25 protein-coding genes and 1 pseudogene are annotated in these 24,531 nt (G+C 45.2%); 11 read left to right on the top strand and 15 right to left on the bottom strand.

What is annotated here, in order from left to right; all coding sequences use genetic code 11:
- The 6 genes from ACEW8S_RS08215 to ACEW8S_RS08190 form a co-directional block, all read right to left on the bottom strand.
- Positions 1-590, bottom strand: a 590-nt coding sequence (locus ACEW8S_RS08215; RefSeq protein ID WP_373517678.1) for an amidohydrolase family protein, incomplete at its 3' end; no start/stop codon positions are given.
- Between the two features lie 63 nt (positions 591-653).
- Positions 654-1,259: an NTP transferase domain-containing protein gene (locus tag ACEW8S_RS08210; RefSeq protein WP_373517677.1), complete on the bottom strand. Its 606-nt coding sequence runs from the start codon at positions 1,257-1,259 to the stop codon at positions 654-656.
- On the bottom strand, positions 1,259-2,269 hold the full coding sequence (locus ACEW8S_RS08205; protein ID WP_373517676.1) for an XdhC family protein: 1,011 nt from the start codon (positions 2,267-2,269) through the stop codon (positions 1,259-1,261). Before ACEW8S_RS08205 ends, ACEW8S_RS08210 begins: the two co-directional genes overlap by 1 nt.
- A gap of 14 nt (positions 2,270-2,283) precedes the next feature.
- Complete coding sequence (locus ACEW8S_RS08200; protein ID WP_373517675.1) at positions 2,284-4,521, bottom strand: molybdopterin cofactor-binding domain-containing protein; 2,238 nt, start codon at positions 4,519-4,521, stop codon at positions 2,284-2,286.
- 175 nt (positions 4,522-4,696) lie between these two features.
- Entirely contained in the window at positions 4,697-5,158 is a 462-nt protein-coding gene (locus tag ACEW8S_RS08195) for a (2Fe-2S)-binding protein (protein ID WP_373517674.1), read from the bottom strand.
- Positions 5,159-5,417: 259 nt separating this feature from the next.
- Positions 5,418-7,469 carry a DUF5916 domain-containing protein gene (locus tag ACEW8S_RS08190; RefSeq protein ID WP_373517673.1) on the bottom strand — a complete coding sequence of 684 codons (2,052 nt, stop codon included), beginning with the start codon at positions 7,467-7,469 and terminating at the stop codon, positions 5,418-5,420.
- A gap of 276 nt (positions 7,470-7,745) precedes the next feature.
- On the opposite strand from ACEW8S_RS08190, the gene ACEW8S_RS08185 reads away from it, so the two are divergent.
- Positions 7,746-8,831 (top strand): VWA domain-containing protein, encoded by a 1,086-nt coding sequence (locus ACEW8S_RS08185; protein WP_373517672.1) that lies wholly within the window; start codon positions 7,746-7,748, stop codon positions 8,829-8,831.
- 556 nt (positions 8,832-9,387) lie between these two features.
- On the opposite strand, the gene dapA is transcribed toward ACEW8S_RS08185, so the two are convergent.
- Positions 9,388-10,299: a 4-hydroxy-tetrahydrodipicolinate synthase gene (gene dapA / locus ACEW8S_RS08180; protein WP_373517671.1), complete on the bottom strand. Its 912-nt coding sequence runs from the start codon at positions 10,297-10,299 to the stop codon at positions 9,388-9,390.
- Complete coding sequence (locus ACEW8S_RS08175; protein ID WP_373517670.1) at positions 10,299-10,832, bottom strand: hypothetical protein; 534 nt, start codon at positions 10,830-10,832, stop codon at positions 10,299-10,301. The genes dapA and ACEW8S_RS08175 overlap by 1 nt, the downstream gene beginning before the upstream one ends.
- Positions 10,833-10,934: 102 nt before the next feature.
- Between ACEW8S_RS08175 and ACEW8S_RS08170 the strand changes: the two genes are divergently transcribed.
- Positions 10,935-11,696, top strand: coding sequence for a 5'-nucleotidase C-terminal domain-containing protein (locus ACEW8S_RS08170; protein WP_373517669.1), 762 nt, complete (start codon positions 10,935-10,937; stop codon positions 11,694-11,696).
- 75 nt (positions 11,697-11,771) lie between these two features.
- The gene (locus tag ACEW8S_RS08165) at positions 11,772-12,683 is read left to right on the top strand and encodes a bifunctional UDP-sugar hydrolase/5'-nucleotidase (RefSeq protein ID WP_373517668.1); all 912 of its coding nucleotides are present in this window, start codon (positions 11,772-11,774) and stop codon (positions 12,681-12,683) included.
- A gap of 99 nt (positions 12,684-12,782) precedes the next feature.
- Here the strand turns inward: ACEW8S_RS08165 and ACEW8S_RS08160 are convergent, their stop codons facing one another.
- From ACEW8S_RS08160 to ACEW8S_RS08150, 3 genes are all read right to left on the bottom strand, one after another.
- Positions 12,783-13,001 (bottom strand): type II toxin-antitoxin system RelE/ParE family toxin, encoded by a 219-nt coding sequence (locus tag ACEW8S_RS08160; RefSeq protein ID WP_373517667.1) that lies wholly within the window; start codon positions 12,999-13,001, stop codon positions 12,783-12,785.
- Positions 13,001-13,222 (bottom strand): addiction module protein, encoded by a 222-nt coding sequence (locus ACEW8S_RS08155; protein WP_373517666.1) that lies wholly within the window; start codon positions 13,220-13,222, stop codon positions 13,001-13,003. The genes ACEW8S_RS08160 and ACEW8S_RS08155 overlap by 1 nt, the downstream gene beginning before the upstream one ends.
- Before the next feature lie 127 nt (positions 13,223-13,349).
- Complete coding sequence (locus ACEW8S_RS08150) at positions 13,350-13,652, bottom strand: hypothetical protein (RefSeq protein ID WP_373517665.1); 303 nt, start codon at positions 13,650-13,652, stop codon at positions 13,350-13,352.
- Positions 13,653-13,717: 65 nt separating this feature from the next.
- Between ACEW8S_RS08150 and ACEW8S_RS08145 the strand changes: the two genes are divergently transcribed.
- On the top strand, positions 13,718-14,977 hold the full coding sequence (locus tag ACEW8S_RS08145; RefSeq protein ID WP_373517664.1) for a hypothetical protein: 1,260 nt from the start codon (positions 13,718-13,720) through the stop codon (positions 14,975-14,977).
- Positions 14,978-15,117: 140 nt separating this feature from the next.
- Positions 15,118-15,285: a lmo0937 family membrane protein gene (locus tag ACEW8S_RS08140; protein ID WP_373517663.1), complete on the top strand. Its 168-nt coding sequence runs from the start codon at positions 15,118-15,120 to the stop codon at positions 15,283-15,285.
- 157 nt (positions 15,286-15,442) lie between these two features.
- On the opposite strand, the gene ligA is transcribed toward ACEW8S_RS08140, so the two are convergent.
- The 3 genes from ligA to ACEW8S_RS08125 all read right to left on the bottom strand — a co-directional run bounded on the left by ligA (position 15,443) and on the right by ACEW8S_RS08125 (position 18,969).
- The gene (ligA, locus tag ACEW8S_RS08135) at positions 15,443-17,452 is read right to left on the bottom strand and encodes an NAD-dependent DNA ligase LigA (protein ID WP_373517662.1); all 2,010 of its coding nucleotides are present in this window, start codon (positions 17,450-17,452) and stop codon (positions 15,443-15,445) included.
- Positions 17,453-17,529: 77 nt separating this feature from the next.
- Positions 17,530-18,387 (bottom strand): peptide chain release factor N(5)-glutamine methyltransferase, encoded by an 858-nt coding sequence (prmC, locus tag ACEW8S_RS08130; RefSeq protein WP_373517661.1) that lies wholly within the window; start codon positions 18,385-18,387, stop codon positions 17,530-17,532.
- 87 nt (positions 18,388-18,474) lie between these two features.
- On the bottom strand, positions 18,475-18,969 hold the full coding sequence (locus ACEW8S_RS08125; RefSeq protein ID WP_373517660.1) for a GNAT family N-acetyltransferase: 495 nt from the start codon (positions 18,967-18,969) through the stop codon (positions 18,475-18,477).
- A 45-nt stretch (positions 18,970-19,014) separates the two neighbouring features.
- On the opposite strand from ACEW8S_RS08125, the gene ribD reads away from it, so the two are divergent.
- The 3 genes from ribD to ACEW8S_RS08110 are packed head-to-tail and all read left to right on the top strand — an operon-like array spanning position 19,015 to position 21,509.
- Positions 19,015-20,046, top strand: a complete 1,032-nt coding sequence (ribD, locus tag ACEW8S_RS08120; RefSeq protein WP_373517659.1) for a bifunctional diaminohydroxyphosphoribosylaminopyrimidine deaminase/5-amino-6-(5-phosphoribosylamino)uracil reductase RibD — start codon at positions 19,015-19,017, stop codon at positions 20,044-20,046.
- Positions 20,039-20,644: an HAD family hydrolase gene (locus tag ACEW8S_RS08115; protein WP_373517658.1), complete on the top strand. Its 606-nt coding sequence runs from the start codon at positions 20,039-20,041 to the stop codon at positions 20,642-20,644. Before ribD ends, ACEW8S_RS08115 begins: the two co-directional genes overlap by 8 nt.
- Position 20,645: 1 nt before the next feature.
- A complete protein-coding gene (locus ACEW8S_RS08110; RefSeq protein ID WP_373517679.1) occupies positions 20,646-21,509 on the top strand; it encodes an EamA family transporter in 864 nt (287 codons plus the stop codon).
- A gap of 137 nt (positions 21,510-21,646) precedes the next feature.
- Here the strand turns inward: ACEW8S_RS08110 and ACEW8S_RS08105 are convergent, their stop codons facing one another.
- Positions 21,647-22,045, bottom strand: coding sequence for an acyl-CoA thioesterase (locus tag ACEW8S_RS08105; RefSeq protein ID WP_373517657.1), 399 nt, complete (start codon positions 22,043-22,045; stop codon positions 21,647-21,649).
- Positions 22,046-22,250: 205 nt separating this feature from the next.
- Between ACEW8S_RS08105 and dnaA the strand changes: the two genes are divergently transcribed.
- The 3 genes and pseudogenes from dnaA to ACEW8S_RS08090 form a co-directional block, all read left to right on the top strand.
- Complete coding sequence (gene dnaA, locus ACEW8S_RS08100; protein WP_373517656.1) at positions 22,251-23,675, top strand: chromosomal replication initiator protein DnaA; 1,425 nt, start codon at positions 22,251-22,253, stop codon at positions 23,673-23,675.
- Between the two features lie 57 nt (positions 23,676-23,732).
- Positions 23,733-23,807 (top strand): annotated as a pseudogene (locus tag ACEW8S_RS08095) (low molecular weight phosphotyrosine protein phosphatase); the annotation flags it as partial.
- A gap of 22 nt (positions 23,808-23,829) precedes the next feature.
- Positions 23,830-24,531 (top strand): SAM-dependent methyltransferase (locus ACEW8S_RS08090; protein ID WP_373517655.1); only part of this gene is annotated, 702 nt, incomplete at its 3' end.

Genomic DNA, 24,531 nt, shown 5'->3' with positions numbered 1-24,531 from the left:
TCGCCATCCATGGCGTCCCAAAACGATTTTGGGTCCGCGGAATGTATCAGTACGGGAACGCCCAGTTCCCCACATTTGGCCCAAATGGCATCCAAACGTTCGTCATCGACCGCCAATCGGTTGCCGTCACTATCCATATTCCGAAGGCCTAAAGTTTTATAAACTTTAAGGCCCTTGGCCCCATTTTTAATATCGGCTTGGAGTTGATTTACCGCCTTTTCTGTCCATCCTTTCGTGCCGACACCCTCGAAATCCACATTGGCAAACACCACGAACCGGTTGGGATAGACACTATTGATATTATCGATTTGTTCCTGAAGACCTGCACCCGACCCTCCGCTTAAATTGACCATCACCGCCTCGTTCATGGTGTCCATATCAGTGATCAGACTTTTCAAGCTTTCCAGGGACATGTCGCGTTGATGGCTATGGACATCGATAAAAGGGAATTTGGACTTTGATACTTTATGCCCGGGCACTACCAAAGTTGATTTGGGATTGTATTCCTCAAAGCCCATTTCCTGTGCGGGCAGTTCGGCTGAATAGAGCAATAGAAAAGCTATAGAAAAACGCAACAATATTATTTTCATCTATTTATAACACTTTAATGACCAATTTGGTTTAATTCTAAAGGAGATTTGTCCCGAGGTAGTTTACTTTAATTTTCTTGTTAAATTATCGTAGTCCGTTTTAGTATCTATATCGACTGTTTTTTGTTCCAAATCAAGGACCACTACATTTTCCTTTTGACTCTGTATTAGATCCTTCGCACCGGAATCGTCATCCAATTTAGTCAATTTCCTATAATAGTTTTCGGAAAATAATGCGGGTACCCCTGCCCCGTTTTCGTAGGCCGTGGCAATAATAACATCCTGCTCCGGATTGAAAGCGACCATCATCGCATTCAGGTAGGCCGTATCGATCAAAGGCTGGTCGGCGAGCATTATAAAAATACCATTCGGTTTATTTTTTTTCTTAATCAGGAAATCCGTTCCGCAGGCAATCGAACTCCCCAATCCTAAATCCCAGACCAGATTTTCGACAATTGCTATTTGATTATCCGAAATTTCCTTTCGAATAGATTCCGCATTCGCACCCAAAACGACCACTACCGAACTGGCATCGGAAGCCTTTGCCGTACGGATGGCGTTGCCCAACAAGGTAGTATCTTTCCAAGGCAACAATTGCTTGGTTTGGCCCATTCGGGAAGACGCCCCCGCGGCCAATATGATAATCGCTATATTTTTTTGGAAAGCCATCAGCTATGAATCTTACCGGACTTGTTCTTCAACATCATAGGCTTCTTATCGCGCGTCACGGAAAGTATTTCGGAGATGATGGCCAAGCCGATCTCCTGGGCCGTTTCCGCCCCGATATTGAGACCCGCCGGACCGTGGATACTATCGATAAACGCATCGGAAATTTCGGGATGGTGCTCGATAAAATCACCCAACACCCTTTCCCGCCGTCTAGAAGGACCAAGAATGCCCAAATAGGTCGGTCGGGTGTCTTTGAGAGCCAAAAGATATTTCAGGTCGCGCACGTAGCTATGGGTCATAATCATCAGGGCCGTTTGCTCATCGATATCTTCTGTGGTCATCATTTCGGGTTCGACGGCCATAAACTTTTCCGCTCCGGGAAAATCCGTGATTTGCTTTTCTTCGGCCGCAGCGGCAACAATAGTCACCTCCCATCCGGCAAGGGATGCGAACAGGCATAACTGAACGGCATCATGTTCCGCCCCGACAATCACCAGCTTAAAGCAAGGTTGCATCTGTTGTTCAAAACATTCCGCTGCCGAATCCGTTTTTAATGGGGACCGAACAGGGATTTCCTTTCCATCAAATCGGAAAATGGAGCCATAGGCTTGATCTGAACCCTCCGTCATGGAGTAGTAGGAAGTTATCTCAAACGGATGGCGCTTTTGGAGCATTCCATCAAAAGCCGTAAAAAACTCCGTTTCAGGTTCAAAGGGCTCGATCAAAATATACAGGATGCCTTCACAGCCTAATCTATATCGCCCATCGTATGTCATCATTTTAGGAATGCCACTGTCAAAAACGCTTTGGGCCTGTAAAACAATTTCTTTTTCGACACAGCCACCGCTGACCGCCCCGACCGTTCTACCATCGTCACGAATGAGCATACGAACTCCCGGCCTTCGATACGATGACCCCTCTAAAGCAACGACCGTCACGAGGACGGTCTTCAGCTTTTTGGATTTTGCAGTTTTAAAGGCTTGGATTATTTTTTTTAGTTCGTGGGTCATATTAAAAGTTCACGTTACCCTAAAATCTCCTTGTTCTCTACCCTCCAAAAATCCGGATCTTCCATAAAAGGTTGTTTGTAAATGCGTTTTCCGGTGGCGGCTTTTAGGGCGTTGGCGACGGCACCCCCTGCGGGCGGAAGTGTCGGTTCGCCGAGTCCGGTTGGGGAAAGTTCGTTCTGTATCATGTAGGCGTCGACAACGGGAACTTCTTTCATACGGATTAGCCGATACGTATCATAGTTGTTGGAGGTCGGCACGCCATCTTTAAATCCGAATTGGCCGTACATCGCATGTCCGACACCATCGATCACGCCGCCTTCGATCTGGTTTTTGGCACCCAATGGATTGATTACGATACCGCAATCGACCACGCAGGTCACTTTTTTCACAACGGGCATTCCATCCTCGATCTGTACATCGGCTACCTCGGCGACATGGGAGTTATGGCAGTAATAAGCTACAACGCCTTGATAGGTGCCTTCCGGTGCCTTGCCCCATCCAGATTTATCAACCGCCATTTTAAGAACGGCCTGCAGGCGTTCTGGATCGTATTCGATCCGCTCATCGGTAGTACCTTTTACTTTTTCAAGTAAGTCCAAGCGCAATTGCACCTTATCTACATCCATCGCCTCGGCGATTTCGTCGAAAAAAGCTTGCTCGGCATAGGCCAGAAAATTGGTGTAGGGTGCTCGCCAAGCGCCTGTGGTAATATTACTCTCGTAATTTGCGACATCCACGCGATAGTTTTCCACCGCTCCGGCAGGAAAGAAATTGGGGATAAGACCGTACATATTGCCATTGATGGCAGCTTCCTTTAATTGATATCCTGTTAATTCGCCATCTTTTATCGCCGCTTTGATACGGTATTTAATGGCCGGACGATACACTCCTGTAGTCATATCGTCTTCACGTGAAGATACCATTTTGACGGGTGTTCTAATGGCATCGGCGATTTCCGCAGCTTCATATACGAAATCGCCGTACAAGCGTCTTCCAAACCCACCACCCTGACGGGTCATTTCCAAATGAATGTCCTTTATATCACGACCTAACAACTCGGCAACCGTATTTGCTGCATCCTCGGGGGTTTGTATAGGCCCTACCAAATGGATCTTTTCGTCGGTGACGTCGACAAAGAAATTCATTGGCTCCATACAATTGTGAGGTAGGAAAGGGGATTCGTAGGTACGCTCCAATACCGTATCGGCTTGGGCAAAGGCTTTAGTGACATCGCCATCTTCCCTTAGGGTGATAAATTCCTTACCATCTAAAAGATCGTTTAATTTTTTATCCTGAAAATCCGTACTTTCCAGGGTCGAGGCTTCTTTCCATTTGGCCTTGATGGCTTTTTTTGCTTTAAAGGCTTCCCAGGTTGTTTTGGCAATGACCACTACTTTTTCACTGGGATTCATCTGTACGGTCCAACTCCTAGTCTCACTGCCCAAAAGGGTTTGCATTTTTTTTCCAATGCTGATAACATCGATGACCCCTGGCATGGCCTTGGCCTCTGTAGCATCGAAGGATTCTAATTCCTGTCCGAACGCGGGCGGCCGCAGCACGGCAGCGTAGACCATTCCTTCGACCTTATAATCCAGCCCGAAAAGCGGCTTTCCGGTGATAATCTTATCGATATCCACGTTCACTTGATCGGTTCCGATAATTTTATAATCCTTCGGCTCCTTTAGCTTTACCTCTTCGGGCACTTCAAGCTTTGCGGCTTCATCGACTACATCGCCGTATCCCAAAGTCTCTCCGGCCGCGTTCGTAATCACGCCCTCACTGACGGTAAGTTCTGAGGCATCGACGCCCCATCGTGCCGCGGCGGCATTGACCAACATCTGCCGTGCGGTGGCCCCTGTCTGTCGTAAGGGGTCCCAGCTAAATCGTATGGATTGGCTTCCCCCCGCTACTTGGCGGCTGTAATTTTCGGTGTCGAGAGCACCTTGCCGTACGAACACGTTATCCCATGCGACGTCCAATTCCTCGGCAATGATCATGGGCATCGCGGTTTTCACCCCCTGTCCGATTTCCGGATTCGGGGAGAAAATCGTAACCGCTCCGTTTTTGGCAATTTTTATAAAGGCGTTAAAATCATTGTAGTTAAGGTCTTCCAAATAAATAGGAGGTTTAACGTCGGATTTACAACCTGTGAAGAGGTTGAAGCCGATTAGAAGTCCACCGCCGGCCAAGGAGGAGGTACGGATAAAATTTCTTCTGCTGAAGGTTATTGGGGATGATGATGGTGTTGACATGATGTTTGTTTTTCGTTAAAAATTTCCGCCGAAGTTTGTCCTGAGCTTATAACAACGAGCACAATAGAGGTGCTACAGAAAAAAGTAGGAATAAAAAATTACACATGGTTTAGATTACCGCCTTCACTTCGACTAGGCTCGGTGACCGTGCGGGAACGACAATAATAGTATTGATTTATTCCATATTCCCGGCGGCGATTTCCACGGCCTTTTGGATACGGTTGTAGGCCGCACATCGACAGATATTGCCGTGCATGGCATTCTTGATTTCCGCTTCGGAGGGATTGCTGTTCTGTGCCAAAAATGCCGAGGCCGTCATAATTTGGCCTGCCTGACAATACCCACATTGAGGTACATCTACTTCCTTCCAAGCCTTCTGTACAGGGTGCGAACCGTCTTCGGACAGTCCCTCGATGGTAGTAATTTCCTTGCCTTCCGCCGAAGCTACTGGCAAAGAGCAGCTGCGGGCCGCGGTACCGTCGACATGCACGGTACAGGCACCGCACTGCGCAATACCACATCCGAATTTCGTGCCGACCATGTCAAGATGGTCCCGTAGAATCCATAGCAACGGCGTGTCCGCACTGGCTTCAATAGATTGGGGTTTTCCGTTGATGTTTAAGTTATATTTTGGCATTTTCGCTTTTTTTTATTGGTACATTCAAACGATTCGTCGCCAGATTTTCTTTTCTATCGTTATTTGCTTACCCTTTGATACTGATGGGTAAGTTATGAAAATAATGGGATTTTGATTTTATTTTAACAATTTCTTAATGCAAGAACAACCTCATAGTTTCTCTGTGACGTACTGCAACCGGACTACAATGTACCTGACATATCAGCTTCGGATATACACCCGGAACAAACTAAGCCTGTCCGTTTTTTTCCTTTACACACTACCGGTTGAACCAATACGTAAATTTAAGGGTCAGCCCCCAATTCCGCCCTTCGAAAGGTTCTATAAAATAATTGTTGGTGTACACCAGAAACAGATCCGATGCCGGACTATATCGCCACTGACAGCGGGAATTCAAGTTAAAATTCTTGGTCTGTTCGTTGTATTGAAACAGATTGGCAAAAAACAGTTTGTTGGTGAAGGTAACATCAATTTCGGAACCTATCAACCAAAATGTATTCGTATTCCAGGGTTCGGGCAATCGTATACGATTATAGTTCAGATTGGCGCTGAGGCTAACGTACGGCTGAAAACGGTAACCCAGTTCGGCCGTCAGGCTGGTACGGTTGCCATCGAGATAATAACCGCCCAAACGTCCTGCGAAGGTATAGGTGAAGAGGCTTTGCGGCTTGGCTATATACTCCCACCCTACCGCGTTCCATTGATGTTCGGTACCCCTATCGAGTTGTGCTATGCCCAATCGTGTCGGGTCGAAAGGGGACAACAGTTTTACGTAATCGTCGGAAACAAAAACCATCAAATCGCTTCGATTTCGAAAATTCACGAAATATTGCAAAAAGCTGGTATTGTCCGACCTATCAAACGCCTCATCGAGATAATAGGTGGCGTTCATGCGGGGTCCGTGACTTAAAACCTTGCCGCCTTTTGGAAAGAACAAGTGGCCCACGTACCCATTCAGGTTTACATAACCGATTCGAGGCACAAAACCGACTTCGGCGGAATAGTCGTCGCTTACCCATTCTTCCTGTATCCTCCAGCTCCATTTTCTGCTTTTATATTCCAAATGAGATGCTTGGGTAATGCCGCTTCCCGTTTCATTGGGGGAAAATGATTTTAGGAAAAAGGCCTTCCCGTTCCACAGATTATCCGAAGAGGCCAAATTGTATTCCAGTCCCAAATTGCGGTTGAATTTCGGATAAAGCGCCTTAAGTGAATCGTTTTCCTGTGTATAATTGACGGATTGCTTGTTCACGAACAGCAATCCGATATTAGATCTGCTGAACACTTTTCTTTGTAGGGATAGCACTCCGAAGTTCTGGCTGGGCAATCCCGCTTCATCGATGCTCGCGGTTTGCATATCCATCAAGCCCAAGCGCCATTTATTATTCAAATTTCCACTGACCCTTGCCCCGGCTTGAATGGGAACTCCCAAACCGATACGCCGGGAAAAAAAGGGACGGATGTTTTCATATCCGAAACTGGCGAAGAGATCGCCATTCTCTAAAAAGAATTGCCGCTTTTCAGGGAAAAAGAGTTCGAACCGGTCCAAATTGGTAATCTGCCGGTCTACTTCCACCTGGGAGAAATCGGGATTTACGGTCAGGTCCAAGTTTAACGACGAAGTCAGACTGAACTTTACATCGCCACCTACCTTGACCTCGTAATCTGCATCCCCATTATTTTCGACATCCTTACTCACGCTTCCCAAAACATAGGGAATTAGCGACAAATTTAGACCCGGGGATGGCGGGGGCGTATCCCAGACCAAGGTGCCCGTATGCGCCAGGGATGCGGTGGGCAATTGCCTCGGAATTGGCGTCCAGCTTGATTTTTCGGTGGACTTCAAGTCCAAACGGCTAAAGTTGATGCCCCATTCCGAAACACCATCCTCATAGCGAATGGACTTAAAGGGAAGGGCCATCTCGAACACCCATTTTTCTTCGTCACGGGTGGTTTCGGAAATCCACTTACTATCCCAGTTCAAGTCTACGGTGCTACCGTTGTACATGGTACCGTCCCATTGGGCACCATACGCATTCGCCCCAAAGGAAAAGCCAGTGGTCTGGTTGTTGAACGGGTCCATAAAAAGCAAAAAGTTGTCGTTTTTCCCAAAGGAAAAGTCCCGCCGCAGCGATTCCACATAATAATCCCCTTTAAGGTTGTGGTAAAAAGTCGCCAACAGATATAGGTTCTTGTCGTCGTAGGCCATCCGTATTTCGGTGGGTTCATTGGCTTTTCCTTCATCCATCGGCAAAACCATAAAAAAATCGGTGGCCACATCGGTATCCTGCCAGGCCTTGTCATTTCCCATACCATCTATGGCTATCGGGCTGGTTGCCTGTCGTATGTTCAGTCGAAAAGAAGCATTCCTTTTTTGGGAAAAACAGGGCTGGTATTTGCATAGTAGGAGAAGAAAAACGGCAATCCGAATCATAAAGTCGACATTATCAACAAATCTTGAGGAAAACTACAAAAATCCATGGCATCCCCCTTAACAATCTTTAACATTATTTGTCTATCCTAGTATACTATTCAATCGAAATGATCGTTGTGTTGGTTGAAACTAACACTAAAATCCCGTTCAACAATGAAATCCTATTTCAAGTTACTCGCTTTATTTTTCTCCATCAGCGTATTTGTGTCCTGTGGCAATGCCGATGACGACGTGAATTTCGGCCTCAACACCGGTGGCGATCTCGGCAAAGGAAAACCTGTGGACGATTGCCTAGAACTCGGTGAGAACGACCTTATCCTTTCCATCCAAGACCAATACACCACCGAACCGGGCAAGGTATCGGTATTTTTTAAGGTTTCCAATGCGGACGGGAATCCGGTTCCGGGACTTACTGCCGATGAATTTACCATCTACGAGCAGGGGCAAAATGACGATTGTTTCAATACCATATCAAAATCCGAGGCCAACTCCCGTATTTCGCCAAATTCGCAGATTTTCAGTAATAATACATTACTGGTACTCGATTTAAGTGCCAGTGTATTGACTACTAGCCTTGCGGAACTGAAAACGGCTAGCGCCAGCTTTATAGGGAATGTGATGCCGGCGACCACTCAGGAGTCCTTTAAAATGGCCATCTATTGGTTCGATGGGGAGGATGTTTTGCACGAACTGAACCCGTTGACCGCGAACAAGGCAGAACTTACCGCCGCTGTCGAAGGCATAACGGCCGATATCAGCCAAGATGTCTCTACCGATCTGTACGGGGCAGTCATCAAATCTACCGATATCGCCTCAAACCTCTTGATCGAGAGTACTAAAGGTGAAAAAATCGGGGCGGCATCGGTCGTCATCTTTACCGATGGTACGGATCAAGCCTCCCGTTTTACAAAAGAAGCCGCACAGCAGAAGGTCGATACGGCCAACCCGAATATCTCTTTCTTTACTATAGGGCTCGGTGCCGAAATCGATACTCAGGTACTGACCGATATCGGAAAGACTTCGAGTGTTGTTGCCAACAATAAAGAGGAGCTTGAAACTACTTTTAATAATATATCGGAATTGGTATCCCGCAGGGCCAGTAGTTTCTACCTTTTCGAATACTGTAGTCCGAAACGTAGTGGCGATAACAACCTGGCCATTCAAGTAACAAAAGGTGGTGTTCAAGGTGCGGTACAGACCAAATTCAATGCCACCGGGTTTGCCGGGGGATGTCTATAAACCATTTTCTCAAGGACGCTTCGGGACAAAGCAACAAATTTCAATACTCCCGAGGTTTCCGAGCCAAATTCCAAAACCTATAAAAAGGAAGAACCTAACAGTTCTTCCTTTTTTTATGCCGTTTGGCGAAAAATCATACTAAGGGTTAGGGATTTGGTTCTCTTTGTTGTTTAATTACAAAGAACCCCCAAGTTCTACCGAAACAACGACCTACATCTGAAAAGTTCACGCTATGTGTACTACTCAAAATGAGTGCAACACTAAAATTGAAAAATATGGATGTTTACTACACGATTGTTCAAAACACGTCTCTCAACGGCATGCCGAAATGGTTCAAAGCCACCTCGTTACTACTATTTTCAGTCATTGTCAGCCTGATTTTTGCCACGTATCTTTTATTGTTCCTGCAAGGTTCGGATATGGTAATTAGGTATGGATACTAATTCAATCTTCTAATACAGATAAAACAGCGGAGCTTGCCTGTTAGTTCAGGCGGGCAGTCTACAGCCAGCGGGTGGCGGGTGGTAGTCTGTGGGCAGGTAACAGTCCGTGGGCATTAGGAATTTGGGATTCCCCCATAAGCGGTCACCTCTATAAAAGGTTTTACGAACGCGGCAATATCCTTTTTCAATGTGGATGAAGCTTCGACCAATGGAAGTCGTACGTCGGCGCCCGAAAGGCCGAGCGTCTCGAAAATCGCCTTGATACCTGCGGGATTTCCTTCCCTAAAGATAAGTTCCATGCCATCCTGCATAGTATAATGTAGACGGTAGGCCTCATCGACTTCACGGTTCAATGCCGCCCGGATCATGTGCGAAAATTCAGAGGGCAACCCCTGTCCCAAAACGGAAATTACGCCCGATCCGCCAGCCAGTACCGTCGGCAACGCGGTGATATCATCCCCGGAAATCACCATGAAGTCCTTACTTTTATTTTTCAGGATTTTCTGTACCTGTACCATATCGCCGGAAGCTTCTTTAATTCCGATGATATTTTTAAAATCATGCGCCAAGCGTAAGCTAGTTTCCGGCAGCATATTGCTGCCCGTTCTTCCGGGTACGTTATACAGGATTATCGGGGTATTGGTCACCTCGGAAATGGCCTTGAAATGCTGATAAACACCTTCTTGGGTAGGCTTGTTATAATACGGCGAAACGGAAAGAATCGCTGAAAAATGTTCGGATTCAAAGGACTTGATCTCATCTACAATCCTATACGTACTGTTTCCACCGATACCCAATACCAATGGTAGCCTGCCCATATTGGCGCTGACTACGGTATCCATTACCAACATTTTTTCGGCCTTGTTCAGCGTGACCGACTCACCAGTGGTACCGAGTACGACAAGATAGTCGACCCCGCCATCGATGCAGTAATTTACAATGCGCCGCAAAGCCCCGGTATCTATGGATAAATCTTTCTTAAAAGGGGTGACCAGTGCCACGCCCGTACCTTGTAATTGTTCCATTATCGTATCTCGTTTAAAACGCCGAGGTATTTTCTAAGTTCTTTTCTAAAGGTGGTAAAATCCTTCAAGGGAGCGTCTAGTATCAAATCGTTGTAGACCCGGTCCACATCTTTGAAGCCCACCCGAAAACGGGCGCGGGTCTTGATGCTCATCAATTGGATGAGCAAGTTCTCCGTTGTATAATAATTGACCAGTAAATCGTATTCCCTACTTAAAAATTCAAGCGCATAGCTGTTTTCTATATTCCCGTTCCATCCCAAATCCTTATCCGAAAAAACGGGAGTGGAATAGGGCGAATTCTTATCGTAATAACTTTTATAGCCGATAATCTTGACGCCATTGGGTCTCAGATTATAATCTTCCACAAAATCATAGAACAGGTTGGCATCCTCAAAACTGTCCAGATCGACGATACAGCCAACCGAGCTAATTCCGCTTTCCCGTTCTATTTTAGGAGGTTCTTTCGCCAATTCCTGTTTTAGGAATTTAACGCTCGAATTGTACTTGAACCTATCTTTTATTCCTTTAAACATGTACTTTTACATTTTGATTCCGCGGTTTTAAAAGTGCACGGGGCACTACAAATGTAAAGAACTCAACGCATAAAATTTTATTGCGTAAAGATAAACCGAATAATGGATTTTAAAATCGAACATTTTGTTATATTTATAACAATCAGTAGTTTTTTTTCATGTCGGGATGGGGTTTCGGTAACTAAAATCGAGGGTCGGCAGATTGGAATAGAATCGTCTTACAAGCCCTCGGACTCCATCGAAAACTTTGTCTCCCCGTACAGAAAGCGGATAGATGCGGTGCTGGACAGTGCATTGGCCTATGCTCCCCTAACGATTTCAAAGACCGACGGTACATACAATACCCCGGCAGGCAACCTTCTTGCCGATATCGTGCTATCGGAGGGCGGACCCATTTTTAAATCCCGCACGGGTGAAAGCATCGATTTCGTGCTCTTGAACCACGGAGGCATCCGATCCATTATTCCCAAGGGAAAAGTAACCGCCCGTAGCGCCTACGAGGTGATGCCCTTTGAGAATTCGATAGTCGTAGCCAAGCTCAGCGGAAAATCCGTTCAGAAGCTTGTCCTTTATTTAAGGGATTTCGGCCAGCCGCACCCCATATCGGGCCTACAGGTAGTTCTCAACCGAGAGAATGGGATAGCGTCCGTTCGCATTCAGGGAAAGCCTTTAGATGATAACCGTAGCTACAATGTGGCCACGTCGGACTACCTGCTCAACGGTGGCGATACTATGGTTTTCTTTAAGGATGCGGAAAAAACCACCAAAATCGACTATAAAATCCGTAATGCCATGATAGATTATTTCAATAAGGTAGATACGATTGCGCCGGTGATGGATGATCGGTACTATAGGATGGAGTGAGGGCTATTGGAGCTGGATGCTCGGTTTTATTTTTAGAATTAGGGTTTTTAGGATGGATAGGATTTGAACTTTTTCATGAAAAGAAGAAACTTTATTAAACAAAGTGCCGCATCAACCGCGTTGGTAGGCTTAAGCGGATTATCATTACATTCCTGCCTTGGGGAAACCAAAAAGCACATCACCATCTTGCACACCAACGACGTACATAGCCATATCGACCCGTTTCCGAAAAGCCATTCCGATTTTTCCAATGTAGGGGGGGTGGCACGGCGAGCCACTCTGGTGGACTCGATTCGGAAAGAAAACCCCAATACCTTGTTATTCGACGCAGGGGATATTTTTCAGGGCACGCCCTACTTCAACTTTTACGGTGGCGAACTGGAATTCAAATTGATGAGCATGCTGAAATATGACGCCGCGACCATCGGCAACCATGATTTTGACAACGGTATCGAGGGACTGTTGGCTCAGATGCCGAATGCGGAATTCGATTTGATTTCCTCCAACTACGATTTTAGCGATACGGTGATGGACGGCCATGTAAAGTCCTACAAAATCTATACGGTCGATGGCATCAAAATCGGGGTCTACGCTCTAGGCATTGCGCTGGAAGGCTTGGTAGACCCAAAAATGTACAGGGAAACTGTGTACCAAGATCCTTATGAGGTCGCAATAGACATGGAACGCCGTCTAAAAGAAGATGAAGACTGCCAGCTGATCATTTGCCTATCACATATCGGATACGATTACGAAATCAAGGACAGACCCAATGATCTGGCACTTGCGGCCATAACCCAATATACCGACCTTATCATTGGAGGCCATACCCATACGTTTCTCGATAAGCCGACCCTCGTCAAAAATAAAATGGACCGTGTGGTATTGGTCAATCAAGTAGGATGTTTCGGTCTGAATTTGGGGCGGATCGATTTTTATTTTGATTTGGATAAAAATCGGACGGCGGAAGGGGTTTCGATAATGGTATAAGAGCCTTGCCCTACTATTTTATTCTATTTCTAGCAATCTCGGGATTTCTTCTCGTATGAAGTACACCAAAAATAATCACCCTGTCCTGCTTGTCATCGATTAATAGAATATGGCATAGGAAAAAGTTTTGACCAACGACAGTCTGAGTTCTTTGTAACGCCTTTGAAAATGATGAGGGTTTCTGCCGGCATAATCGATTTCGAATTCTACCGCTTGCTTGAATTCATCCCCGAGACCTATACGTTTTTTTTCGTGCCATTCTTTTGCCTCTTGCAAATCTTTAAGGGCAACAGGCAGTATCTTAAGGCGATATGCCATTACCAGCTTTGTTTTACATCCTCCCAGTCCAAAAGACTGTCGGGGTTTTTCTGGTAATCCTCCAAACGACCATCTAGAATTTTCTTATGATCTTGACTGATTTCAAAATCACTTTCTCCTTCCTGATAGGTCTCCACCAATGCCTTTATCATTCTCAACAGGCGCTCGTCAGCCATTTCTACATAATCCTGTACACTTTTCTTTAAGTCTATGGTCGCCATATTTCATATCTTTAAACTTTTATAAAGATACAATTTCCGTTCCATAATACGAATTTTCCAATGACTGACGATAGGCCCAACGCACCAAAAAAGCAGCATGCACCTAAATTATAGGATTACGAATCATTTATTTGTCCAAAACATACTCCGTAATCTCCCGATGCTCCTCCTCCAACGAAATTTCAGGAAATTCCTGGTTCGCACGCCGGTACCAATACCCCGCGTTGAACGCATCACCTTCCTTTCGGTGTAGATAGGCGTGGATCCAACTACCGAGGTCGTTGTTAAGGTCCTGGGCAATATCATGGGAAGCTTCCCAATCGCCCTTGGCATCGTACCAAAGGGATTTTAGGGCTTCCGGCCAATCGGAATCCGGTTTTTTATTTTGTAGGGTACTAATGAAATCCCCATAGTTTTTTGGATGGCTCATGATTTTCAGGTTTCCTGTTCTTTCTTTTCCAAAAATACCTAAATTCGACGGGCTAATCCGTGACCATGGAGCTTACAACGTTTGAAAAAATAGTACGATGGCATTCCCTACCCTATTTGGTGGCCTTGTCGTTTACTTTGATCATCTTCGGCATCCACATGTTACCGAATATGGACAGTATGCTCAACGAGAACAACACCCGCATCTCCCACGGATTTTTAAAATCGCAGATTGACTATCACCAAGAGATCGCCCCCTTTGCGCGAAGGCCGCTTACCAGTTTTCTTATCGAAAGTGTCACGGGCAAATTCGGACTGCGATCGGGACATGCGTTTATTTTAGTAAATTTTATACTATTGTTCCTCAGTGGATTATTAATTTTCAAGTTATCGAAAGCTTTAAAGTCCAGCAGTGAACGGGCGCTGTCCAATATTTGCGTTTATTTTCTATCCTTTTCGGTGCTGTTCGCCTTTTTTCCGCCCGTTTTTAGTTATGACGAGCCTTTGCAGTACTGTTTTATTTTACTGGCTCTCATCGCCTTCGTTCAAAAAAGATGGGCCTGGTACGTACCTCTTTTTACGCTGGCTTTGATTTCCAGGGAAACAAGCTTGCTACTGTTTCCCGCCCTGGTACTGTTCATGCCGGGCGTTGAAAAATTAGTTCTAAACCGGTTTTCCAAAGAACATTTGAAACTATGTGTCCCTATCTTGCTTCCCCTATTCTTCTATGGCATCTATCTCGCACTTTTTATTTCCATCCACGACCAGCTAAAAGCGACCCAGATCGAAATGGCCAGCCGCTACTCCTGTTTCCTTGAAAATTTTGAGAGCACCAAGAACACCGTAGAAACTTGGACTTCCCTTTATTTAGCATTGGCCCCGTTTTTGTATTTGGTCGCCGTTCAGATGCGAAATAGGGATGCTCCGGCCAGGCATAATAAATGGATCGGCGCCTTTTTGCTCACCGTAATCATAAACACCCCTATCGTTATTTTGACCGCCTTCGCCCGGGAAACCCGATTGTTCGCGCTACCACTATTCTTTATATGGCCTGTGTTTTCCCAGTTATTTGGACAGGAAATCAAACTTCTATTTTCATTTGGACTCTATCAGAGGGTATTTAATAAATGGCCTTATTTACTTGGCTTTTTGGCCTTGAACTCCATGAATTTTTGGTTCTGTTTTCAGGTGTATCCTGAATTGGGCCTCGGGCAAAATACGTTTTTTGGGGAGTACCTTTTTTTACTAAATGCGTTGATGGTACTACATGGGATGCTGTTTTATTTTACTGAAAAAAATCCCAAAATAAGTTTGAATTCTAATTAACCGGAAAATAGGGGAATACGAAGGTGTAGGCCTTCCAAGCCGTTACTTAAATGTACTGGTCCAATTTTTTTTCTCCATTAATTTATCTACCGTATTAAAATCTTTAGTATATTAGTTAAATAAATCTTAATTAACCGATCATGAGAGGACTTCTTTGGCTTGTAGCCGTAATCTGTATTGTAGTTTGGCTTTTGGGAATGTTGGGCGTCATACCCGGCCTTGGAACCAATAGTCTAATCCATATTCTTATTGTTATTGCCGTTGTAGTAATACTTTACAACGTCATTTCTGGTCGCAAACCCTTGTAGTGGATTTTTATTGGGATAGGTACTTTCTTTCCAGTAATCCATTAGTGACAATTCGTATAATTCGTGTTTTGGTTTGACACGAATTACACGGACTGTAACTAAGAATATGGTGCATATAGATTCTTGTACTTTAAAAGATCCTTGTTTGGAAATTATGCTATTCTGCACCAATACCGATCAAAGCTATAAATTCTCCCTCCGTAATAATCGGCACACTGAGACTTTCAGCCTTGGTGCGTTTGCTAGGACCCATTTTGTCACCAGCAACGAGATATGCGGTTTTTGAAGAGATACTTGATCCTATCTTGCCCCCATTATTCTCGATCATTTTTTTCAGTTCGTCACGGCTTAGGGTTTCAAAGACCCCGGATACCACGATAGTCATACCCTTCAACGTATCGGTCTGGTTTGCCAGCTGTTTTTCGGACAAAGAGAATTGAATACCGTAACCTTTTAGGCGGGATATAATCTCACGATTAGCCTCATTTTGGAAAAACTCGACTACCGATTGGGCAATACGCTCACCGATTTCATTTACGGCGGTCAGTTCTTCTTCGGATACGGACATCAAGGTGTCGATATTCGTATAGACCCTGGCCAGTTTTTTAGCCACCGTTTCGCCTACAAAACGGATGCCCAATGCAAAAAGTACCCGTTCGAAGGGAATCTTTACCGAATCCGCAATTCCTTTGACCAAATTCTCTGCGGATTTTTCGGCCATGCGTTCCAATGGAAGAATCTGTTCCTTGGTCAATGTATATAGGTCGGCGTAATTTTTCAGCAACCCCTCCTTGAATAAAAGTTCGACCGTTTCCCCACCGATACCTTCGATATCCATCGCCTTTCGGGAGATGTAATGTTGGATGCGTCCAGTAATCTGGGGCGGGCAGCCGTAATAATTGGGACAATAATGTTTGGCGTCGCCATCTGTCCGTTCCAGGTCGGTGTTGCATTCCGGGCAATGGTCGATATAAACCGTTGGTTCCGAATCTTGGGGGCGCTTGGTAAAATCGACTCCAATAATTTTAGGAATGATTTCCCCACCCTTCTCCACAAAAACCGTATCCCCTTCACGGATATCGAACTTGGCAATCTGATCGGCATTGTGCAAAGAAGCCCTTTTCACGGTCGTGCCCGCCAATAACACCGGATTTAGATTGGCTACGGGAGTTATAGCTCCGGTACGCCCCACCTGATAGGTAATCTTGTTCAAAAGTGTCGCTACCTGCTCGGTCTTGAATTTATAGGCCATTGCCCACCGGGGGGATTTCGAGGTGAATCCCAGTTCATCCTGATGCTGCATACTATTGACCTTCACCACTACGCCATCGGTCTCATAGGGCAAGTCATGCCGGTTCATATCCCAATAATTCACGAAGGCCATGACCTCGGAGGTTGACTTGCACAATTTGGCGACCGTAGGCACTTTGAAGCCCCATTCCCTGGCTTTTTCCAGCATTTGCCATTGGGATGTTATTCCCGTGTTCTGACCTACAATACCATAAAGCAGGCAATCGAGTGGCCGTTGCGCCACCACGGCGCTGTCCTGTAATTTCAAACTTCCGGCGGCCGTATTCCGAGGGTTCATATAAGGTTCTTCCCCATTTTCGACCCGCTCGGCGTTCATTTTTGCAAATCCTTCGAACGGGAGCACGATTTCCCCCCGAATATCAAATTTATTCGGAAAATCACCCTTCAACCGCAACGGAACCGCTTTGATGGTTTTAACGTTTGTCGTAACGTCATCGCCCTGAAAACCATCGCCTCGGGTTATCGCACGCACCAATTGTCCGTTTTCATAGGTGAGGCTGATCGAGGCGCCATCATATTTCAGCTCACAGGTAAACGCCACCTCGGCATCTCCCAGAATTCGTTGGATACGTTTTTCCCAATCGTCCAGATCTTCCTTGGAATACGAATTGTCAAGGGAATACATGCGGTGGTCGTGTATGACGGTCTCGAAATTTTTGGTCACCATGCCCCCCACCCTAAGGGTCGGAGAAGTCGGATCTTGAAATTCCGGATGCTGCTTTTCCAACTCCTGTAACCCCTTCAACTTCATGTCGAAATCGTAATCGGAAATCGTCGGGTTGTCGAGCACGTAATACCTATGGTTGTGCTCGCGAAGTTCTTTTCTTAAGGATTCTATTTGTTCTTTTATGGTCATGGGTGAGATTAGTGAGCTAGTGGTCAGGGTTCAAAATAGGCGAATAAGGGATTTTTGAATTTTCAATCGAACAAGCTTCAAATTTCCAAATGCTTACATCTCATCATCCTATCATTCCCGAACATATCTTTTCGCAGCTCAATTTCCGAAAAATTATGTTTTCTGAGAAGCTGTTCGGACTCTTTTGCCAGATATTGGTTGATTTCTAGATACAAACTTCCGTTTTTTTTCAGGTTTTTGCTGGCAAAACGGGCAATGGCATCATAGAATTTCAAGGGATTTTCATCGGAAACGAATAAGGCGAGTCCCGGTTCATGGTCTGTGACGTTTTTATGCATATCTTTTTTCTCTTTCTGGCGGACATAAGGGGGATTGGAGACGATGACCTCAAATTTGGTATCCAAAGCATCCAAATTTAAAATATCCCTTTTAATAAATTGGACGGTTACCTCATTATTCAAGGCATTTTGTTTGGAGACATCAATCGCTTTTTCCGAGATATCCAAGGCGAAAACCTTTGCTTTCGGCAAGTTTTTGGCCAAAGATATGGCGATACATCCGCTACCAGTTCCGATATCAAGAACTTTATACCCATCACGCTTAACGCTTAACCCGGAAATCATCCATCTTACAAGTTCTTCGGTTTCCGGCCTTGGAATAAGCACGTTTTCATCCACCGAAAAATCCATATCCATAAAATGGGCGGTGCCGATAATGTATTGTATCGGGCGATGCAACCGCAGTTGGGACAAGGCTTCAAATAGTGGCTGTTCTTCCTTTTTGGTAACGATTAGATTCGGTTGCATGGCCAACACGAAGCGTTCCAGATCCAAATAATGCGCGATGAGCATATAGAAAAAACTATCGACCTCTTCTTTGGGATAGCTGGCGTCGAGTTCTTTGTGGAAAATGTTCTTGATTTCTTTTAGTAACATTTCTTCTAAGTTGACAGTAGCAGGTAGCAGTGGGCTGCTCAAGGTTCAAGCCTACGTTGAAAGCTTTAAGCCTGCCTACCGGCACTGCTACTGAATACTCTTAAGCATCCAAACCGGACACGAGAAATGCCCGGTATTTCCCATGGGGGCATCGATATATTCAAACCCCGATTTTTTATAGAGTTCTTGGGCGGCCTTCATGTAGGGCATAGTTTCGATATACACTTTTTCGTATCCGTATTCCCTCGCCTGATCAAGACATATTTGAATCATTCTTTTGCCTATGCCCTTTCCACGTGCTTCCTGCAAAAAATACATCTTTTGCAACTCGCAGACATTGCCCTCGTAATTTTCAAGTTGGGCGATGCCCGCGCACCCCAGAATTTTTCCTTCTTCGACGACCAAAAAATAATCGGCGCGCGGCACATGGTAGTTTTCATACATGTGGTCCAATGCTTTGTCGGCATAGGCACTACCGACCTTTGGGACGCCTACTTCGATCAAGACCTTTCTAATTACCCGTGCCACTTCGACATTGTCTTCAGGCCTAATCTTGCGAATGACAGTAGTGCTGGATTCCATAAATTAATATCCTATTTTTGCGCCGTGAATATACGGCAAAAATATATGTCAAGGGCCATCGAAATTGCCCAAAACGGACTGGGCACCACCGCCCCTAATCCCATGGTGGGTGCGGTGATCGTTCATGATAGGCAAGTGATCGGCGAGGGCTTTACGAGCCCTTATGGCGGTCCGCATGCCGAGGTGAACGCCATTGGTTCGGTTGTCGATAAGGTAGTATTGAGGCAATCTACCCTATATGTCACCTTGGAACCCTGTTCCCATTTCGGGAAAACTCCGCCTTGCGCAGATCTGATTATCGCACATAAAATTCCGACCGTAATTGTCGGTCTGTCGGACCCGCACGCAAAAGTAGCGGGACAAGGGATTGAAAAACTGCGGAATGCCGGGGTTGAGGTCATAACAGGAGTACTGGAAGCCGAATGCCGTGAACACCATAAACGCTTCTTGACCTTTCACGAAAAAAAACGCCCCTATATCATATTGAAATGGGCCGAAACCTCGGATGGTTTTATCGCTCCCGATACAACGAAACGCAATGAAAATACCGAACCGTATTGGATCAGCAATTCATATTCCCGCCAATTGACCCATAAATGGCGTAACGAGGAACAGGCCATTTTGGTCGGTACGAACACGGTTTTGGAGGATAATCCCAAACTGGATGTAAGGCAATGGACGGGCAAAAGTCCACTTCGGGTGGTACTGGATCGGAATTTGAGGATAAACGGGGATTTCCATGTATTGGATGGCAGCCATCCCACCCTGATCCTTACCGAAGTCGAGGAACCTTCCCGCTATCGGGATGGCATCGACTATCGCCTATTGGATTATTCTAAGGATGTATCCAAGCAAATTTGCAGCATCTTTCACGAATACAATGTACTAAGTGTGCTGGTGGAAGGCGGTTCACAAACCTTACAGACTTTTATCGACGTCGGCCTATGGGACGAAGCCCGCATATTTACGGGTACATCATCCTTTAAAAAAGGAACAAAAGCGCCCAGCATATCGGGAAAACTAATAGCTTTTACAACTATCGGTTCGGATACTTTAAAAACCTATTACAATGATTAAAAACATCATTTTCGATTTCGGCGACGTCTTTATCAACCTCGATAAACAGGTTATCTACCGTGAAATGGAAAAATTCGGCGTTACCACCGATCTTACCCCTGAAATCATGACGCTCAACGACACCTATGAGGTCGGGGGAATTTCTTCGGATGATTTTATCGAAAACCTGGGCCAAGTATATCCTCAAGCCAAACCTGAAGAAATTACGCAAATATGGAACAGCATGTTACTGGACTTTCCCGACGACCGCTTAAAATTTATAGAGGCTTTGGCCGAAGAAGGCAACTATCGCTTATTTCTGCTCAGTAACACCAATGCCCTGCACATTCCGCATGTCGAAAAAATCATGGGCGGCGAAAAGTTTCTTCGGTTCAAGAGTTCCTTTGAAAAGTTTTATCTGTCCCACGAAATCAACCTGAGAAAGCCCAATGCCGAAATTTATGAGTTTGTACTAAACGAAAATGGACTAAAGGCCGAAGAAACGTTCTTTATTGACGATACGAAAGAAAATACCCTAGCCGCCGAAAACCTGGGTATACGTTGTTGGAATTTACAGGTCGGAAAAGAGGATGTCACCCAACTTAAATCCAAATTATAGCGTGATCTATTTGGCCCTGAGTATTTTATCGTCCTCTTTTATTTTCGTGGTTTTCAAGCTGTTTACCCGATATAAGGTCGAGACGCTTTTCGCCATTGTCGTCAATTATGTGGTGGCCTGTTCCGTAGGACTGTTTTTTTATAAGGGGGATGTTTCCCTCTTCGAAATCCCCAAAAAACCATGGTTTTTGGGTACGGTGGCCTTGGGACTACTTTTTATCTTGGTATTCAATCTTATGGCTGCAACTGCGCAAAGGTTGGGCGTATCGGTCGCATCGGTCGCGACCAAAATGTCATTGGCCATTCCCGTGCTTTTCGGGGTCGCCGTGTATCACGAAGTGCTGGGGCCCTTAAAAATTATCGGAATCCTTCTCGCGCTAGTCGCGGTCTATTTCGCATCGGCGAAAGACAAAGCTATAAGCGTTCGAAAAGCTTCCTTGCTGCTGCCATTGTCCGTGTTTTTAGGTTCCGGAATCATCGACACCAGCATTAAATACATTCAAGAGTTTCATGTTAAGGAAGATGACTATCCCATTTTCTCGGCGACGGTCTTTGCCGCTGCCGCCGTAACGGGGATCGTGTTTATCGGCATTAAGTCCCTTAAAAAACCTATTAAAATAAGTATCCGGAATGTTTTGGGGGGTATTGCCCTGGGCGTTCCCAACTATTTTTCCATTTATTTTTTGCTCAAGGCGCTGCAGCACGACAGCTTGAACAGCGCCTCCGTTTTTACAATCAACAATGTGGCCATTGTAATGTTTTCAACGCTCCTGGGCATCGTGCTTTTTAAGGAACATATTAGCGTCAAAAATTGGACCGGCATCGGACTGGCGGTCGTCAGCATTGTATTAGTTGCCTTTTTCTGATGATACCGCTTCCAACTGGATTGCGAATTGGTCATTTCAGTGCAAATGAACGACGTGGAAGAAGTACCTTGTTATGAGTAGAAATCAAGAAAACGTCATAAAGAAGAAAAATTTTACGTTTTCTGAAGCCGAATCAATTACATTTTGATTTTTTCCAAAACATAATCCGGACATTTTACGGGGCGGTTGGTTTTCTTATCGATAAACGCCAAAACGGTGTTCGCTTCCACCAAAATTTCATCTTTCCCGTTGTAGATTTTATAATCGAATTCTATCTTGACCAAGGGTGGTTTTTTTAGCAGGGTTTCTACAGTTATAAGGTCATCATAAAGTGCTGGTTTTTTGAAATTTATCCCTAAAGAAATAACGGGTAACATTATACCGTTTTCTTCCATACTTTTGTAAGAAATTCCGAAGCCCCTTAACCACTCGACCCTTCCCATCTCCAAGTATTGCGCATAGTTGCCGTGATAGACAACGCCCATCTGATCGGTCTCCGCATATCGCACCCGGAAAGAAACTCTGTTAAAATTCATCTAGTATCGGTTTAAAATCCTATATTTAAAAGATTTCGATTTAGGGTATTCCAACATGGTGAAAAAAAAGGGTAAAATCAATAGATTTTGATTTTTTTTTTAGCTTTTTTGTTCACATATTTGCCACACCAAGAAAGTAAGTCTCCTCCGACGGATTTCGACCAACTGACGATTTTATCTAACCGACAAATAAGTAAATTTTAACATGGGTGCGACTGCAAATTCCGTATGGAACAACTGTTTGGTATTTATCAACGACAACATTCAACCGCAGGCATTCAAAACTTGGTTCGAACCGATCAAACCGGTAAAACTTGCAGACAATGCCTTGAGCATTCAGGTACCCAGTAAGTTTTTCTACGAATGGCTAGAAGAGCATTATGTCAAACTTTTAAAGGTGGCCCTGACCAAAGAGCTCGGGGAGACCGCAAAACTGGTGTACATTATCCGTATGGAAAATACCTACGGCAATAAGGAACCTTTTACCGAGAAAATACCTAGCTCGAACCGGGGCAATATGGGATCCCAAGAAATGGACGTTCCCATAAAATCCAAAAATCCCCAGCTAAAGAATCCGTTCGTGATTCCGGGTATCCGCAATATCAAAATCGAGTCCCAGTTAAATCCCAATTACAATTTCGACAATTTTTTGGAAGGCGATTCGAACCGTTTGGCAAGATCGGCCGGTATGGCCGTGGCCAACAAACCGGGCGGCACGTCGTTCAATCCGCTACTGGTATTCGGCGGCGTCGGCCTGGGCAAGACCCATTTGGCCCATGCGATTGGGGTCGAGATTAAAGACAAATACCCCGAGCGCACCGTACTCTATATTTCTGCCGAGAAGTTTACCCAACAATATATCGAATCGGTCAAGAAAAACACCCGGAACGATTTCATCCACTTTTATCAGTTGATCGATGTGTTGATCATTGACGATGTACAGTTCCTTTCCGGGAAGTCGGGCACGCAAGATGTGTTTTTCCATATTTTCAACCATCTGCACCAAAACGGCAAGCAGGTCATTTTAACATCTGATAAGGCGCCCGTCGATATGCAGGATATCGAGCAACGGCTATTGTCCCGCTTTAAATGGGGGTTGTCCGCCGAATTGCAGAATCCCGATTACGAGACACGCGTATCCATCCTAAAGAACAAGTTATACCGCGACGGGGTCGAAATGCCCGAGGATATTATCGATTATGTGGCCAAAAACATCAAGACCAATATTCGTGAACTTGAAGGTGCCGTTATTTCGCTGATCGCCCAGTCTTCGTTCAATAAAAAAGAGGTTACCTTGGAACTCGCTCAACAAGTAGTTGAAAAGTTTGTCAAAAATACAAAGCGGGAAGTTTCGATAGAGTACATTCAAAAAGTGGTCTCCGACTACTTCGAAATGGATGTGGCCACCCTACAATCAAAAACGCGTAAAAGACATATCGTGCAGGCACGGCAATTGGCCATGTTCTTTGCGAAAAAACTTACCAAAGCCTCCTTGGCCAGTATCGGTTCACAAATCGGAAAACGAGATCATGCAACCGTATTACACGCATGTAAAACCGTCGATAACCTTGCGGAGACCGATAAACAGTTCCGCAAATACATCGAGGATTTGAGGAAGAAATTGTCCTGATAGGCTTGCTTCATTCGACTGACCGACAGCTTGGAATTCCAAAGAAACCTTGTTATGATGTATAAAGTGTTAATGGTGTGTCTTGAAAATATCTGCCGGTTGCCTCTCGCCGAAGGCATTCTCAAAAGCAAAAAAATATAATCCAACCAAATCCATGGCAAAGAAAAGGGACGGCACCGGAAAGCTGTATTTGATACCCGTTACCTTGGGAGACACCGCACCCTTGGAGGTTTTGCCCATTTCCATTAAAAAGGCCATAGAACGTATCGACCATTATATCGTCGAAAACGAAAAGTCGGCACGTCGTTTCATCAAAAAAATAAGTTCTGGAAAATCCCAGTCCGTCCTTCATATATCGGTCCTGAACAAGTTTACGGAAGCACAGGAAATTCCTAGTTTTTTAACACCGAGTTCCCAAGGCCATGACATCGGTATCATTTCCGAGGCCGGCTGTCCCGGTATTGCGGACCCAGGTGCCGACGTAGTGCGGATTGCCCATGAAAAAGGCATCCAGGTCGTTCCCTTGGTCGGCCCTTCATCGATTACCATGGCCTTGATGGCCAGTGGAATGAACGGACAGAATTTCGCTTTCAATGGCTATCTGCCTATCGATACGACGGAGCGAAAATCCACTATCAAGCGATTGGAGAAAATTTCACGGGATTCGGGCCAAACCCAACTTTTCATCGAAACCCCCTACCGCAACGACAAGCTCTTGGCGGAACTCATCAAAGTGCTGCATCCGAACACCCGATTATGTGTGGCTTGCGATATTACACTTCCTACCGAATACATTGCCACCAAATCTGCGGCCGATTGGAAAATGGCCAAGGTCGAACTTCACAAACGCCCTGCT

The sequence above is a fragment of the Pricia sp. genome (assembly GCF_041745955.1).
In the GTDB taxonomy this organism is placed as follows: domain Bacteria; phylum Bacteroidota; class Bacteroidia; order Flavobacteriales; family Flavobacteriaceae; genus Pricia.
This window is presented reverse-complemented; position numbering and strand designations above follow the sequence as displayed.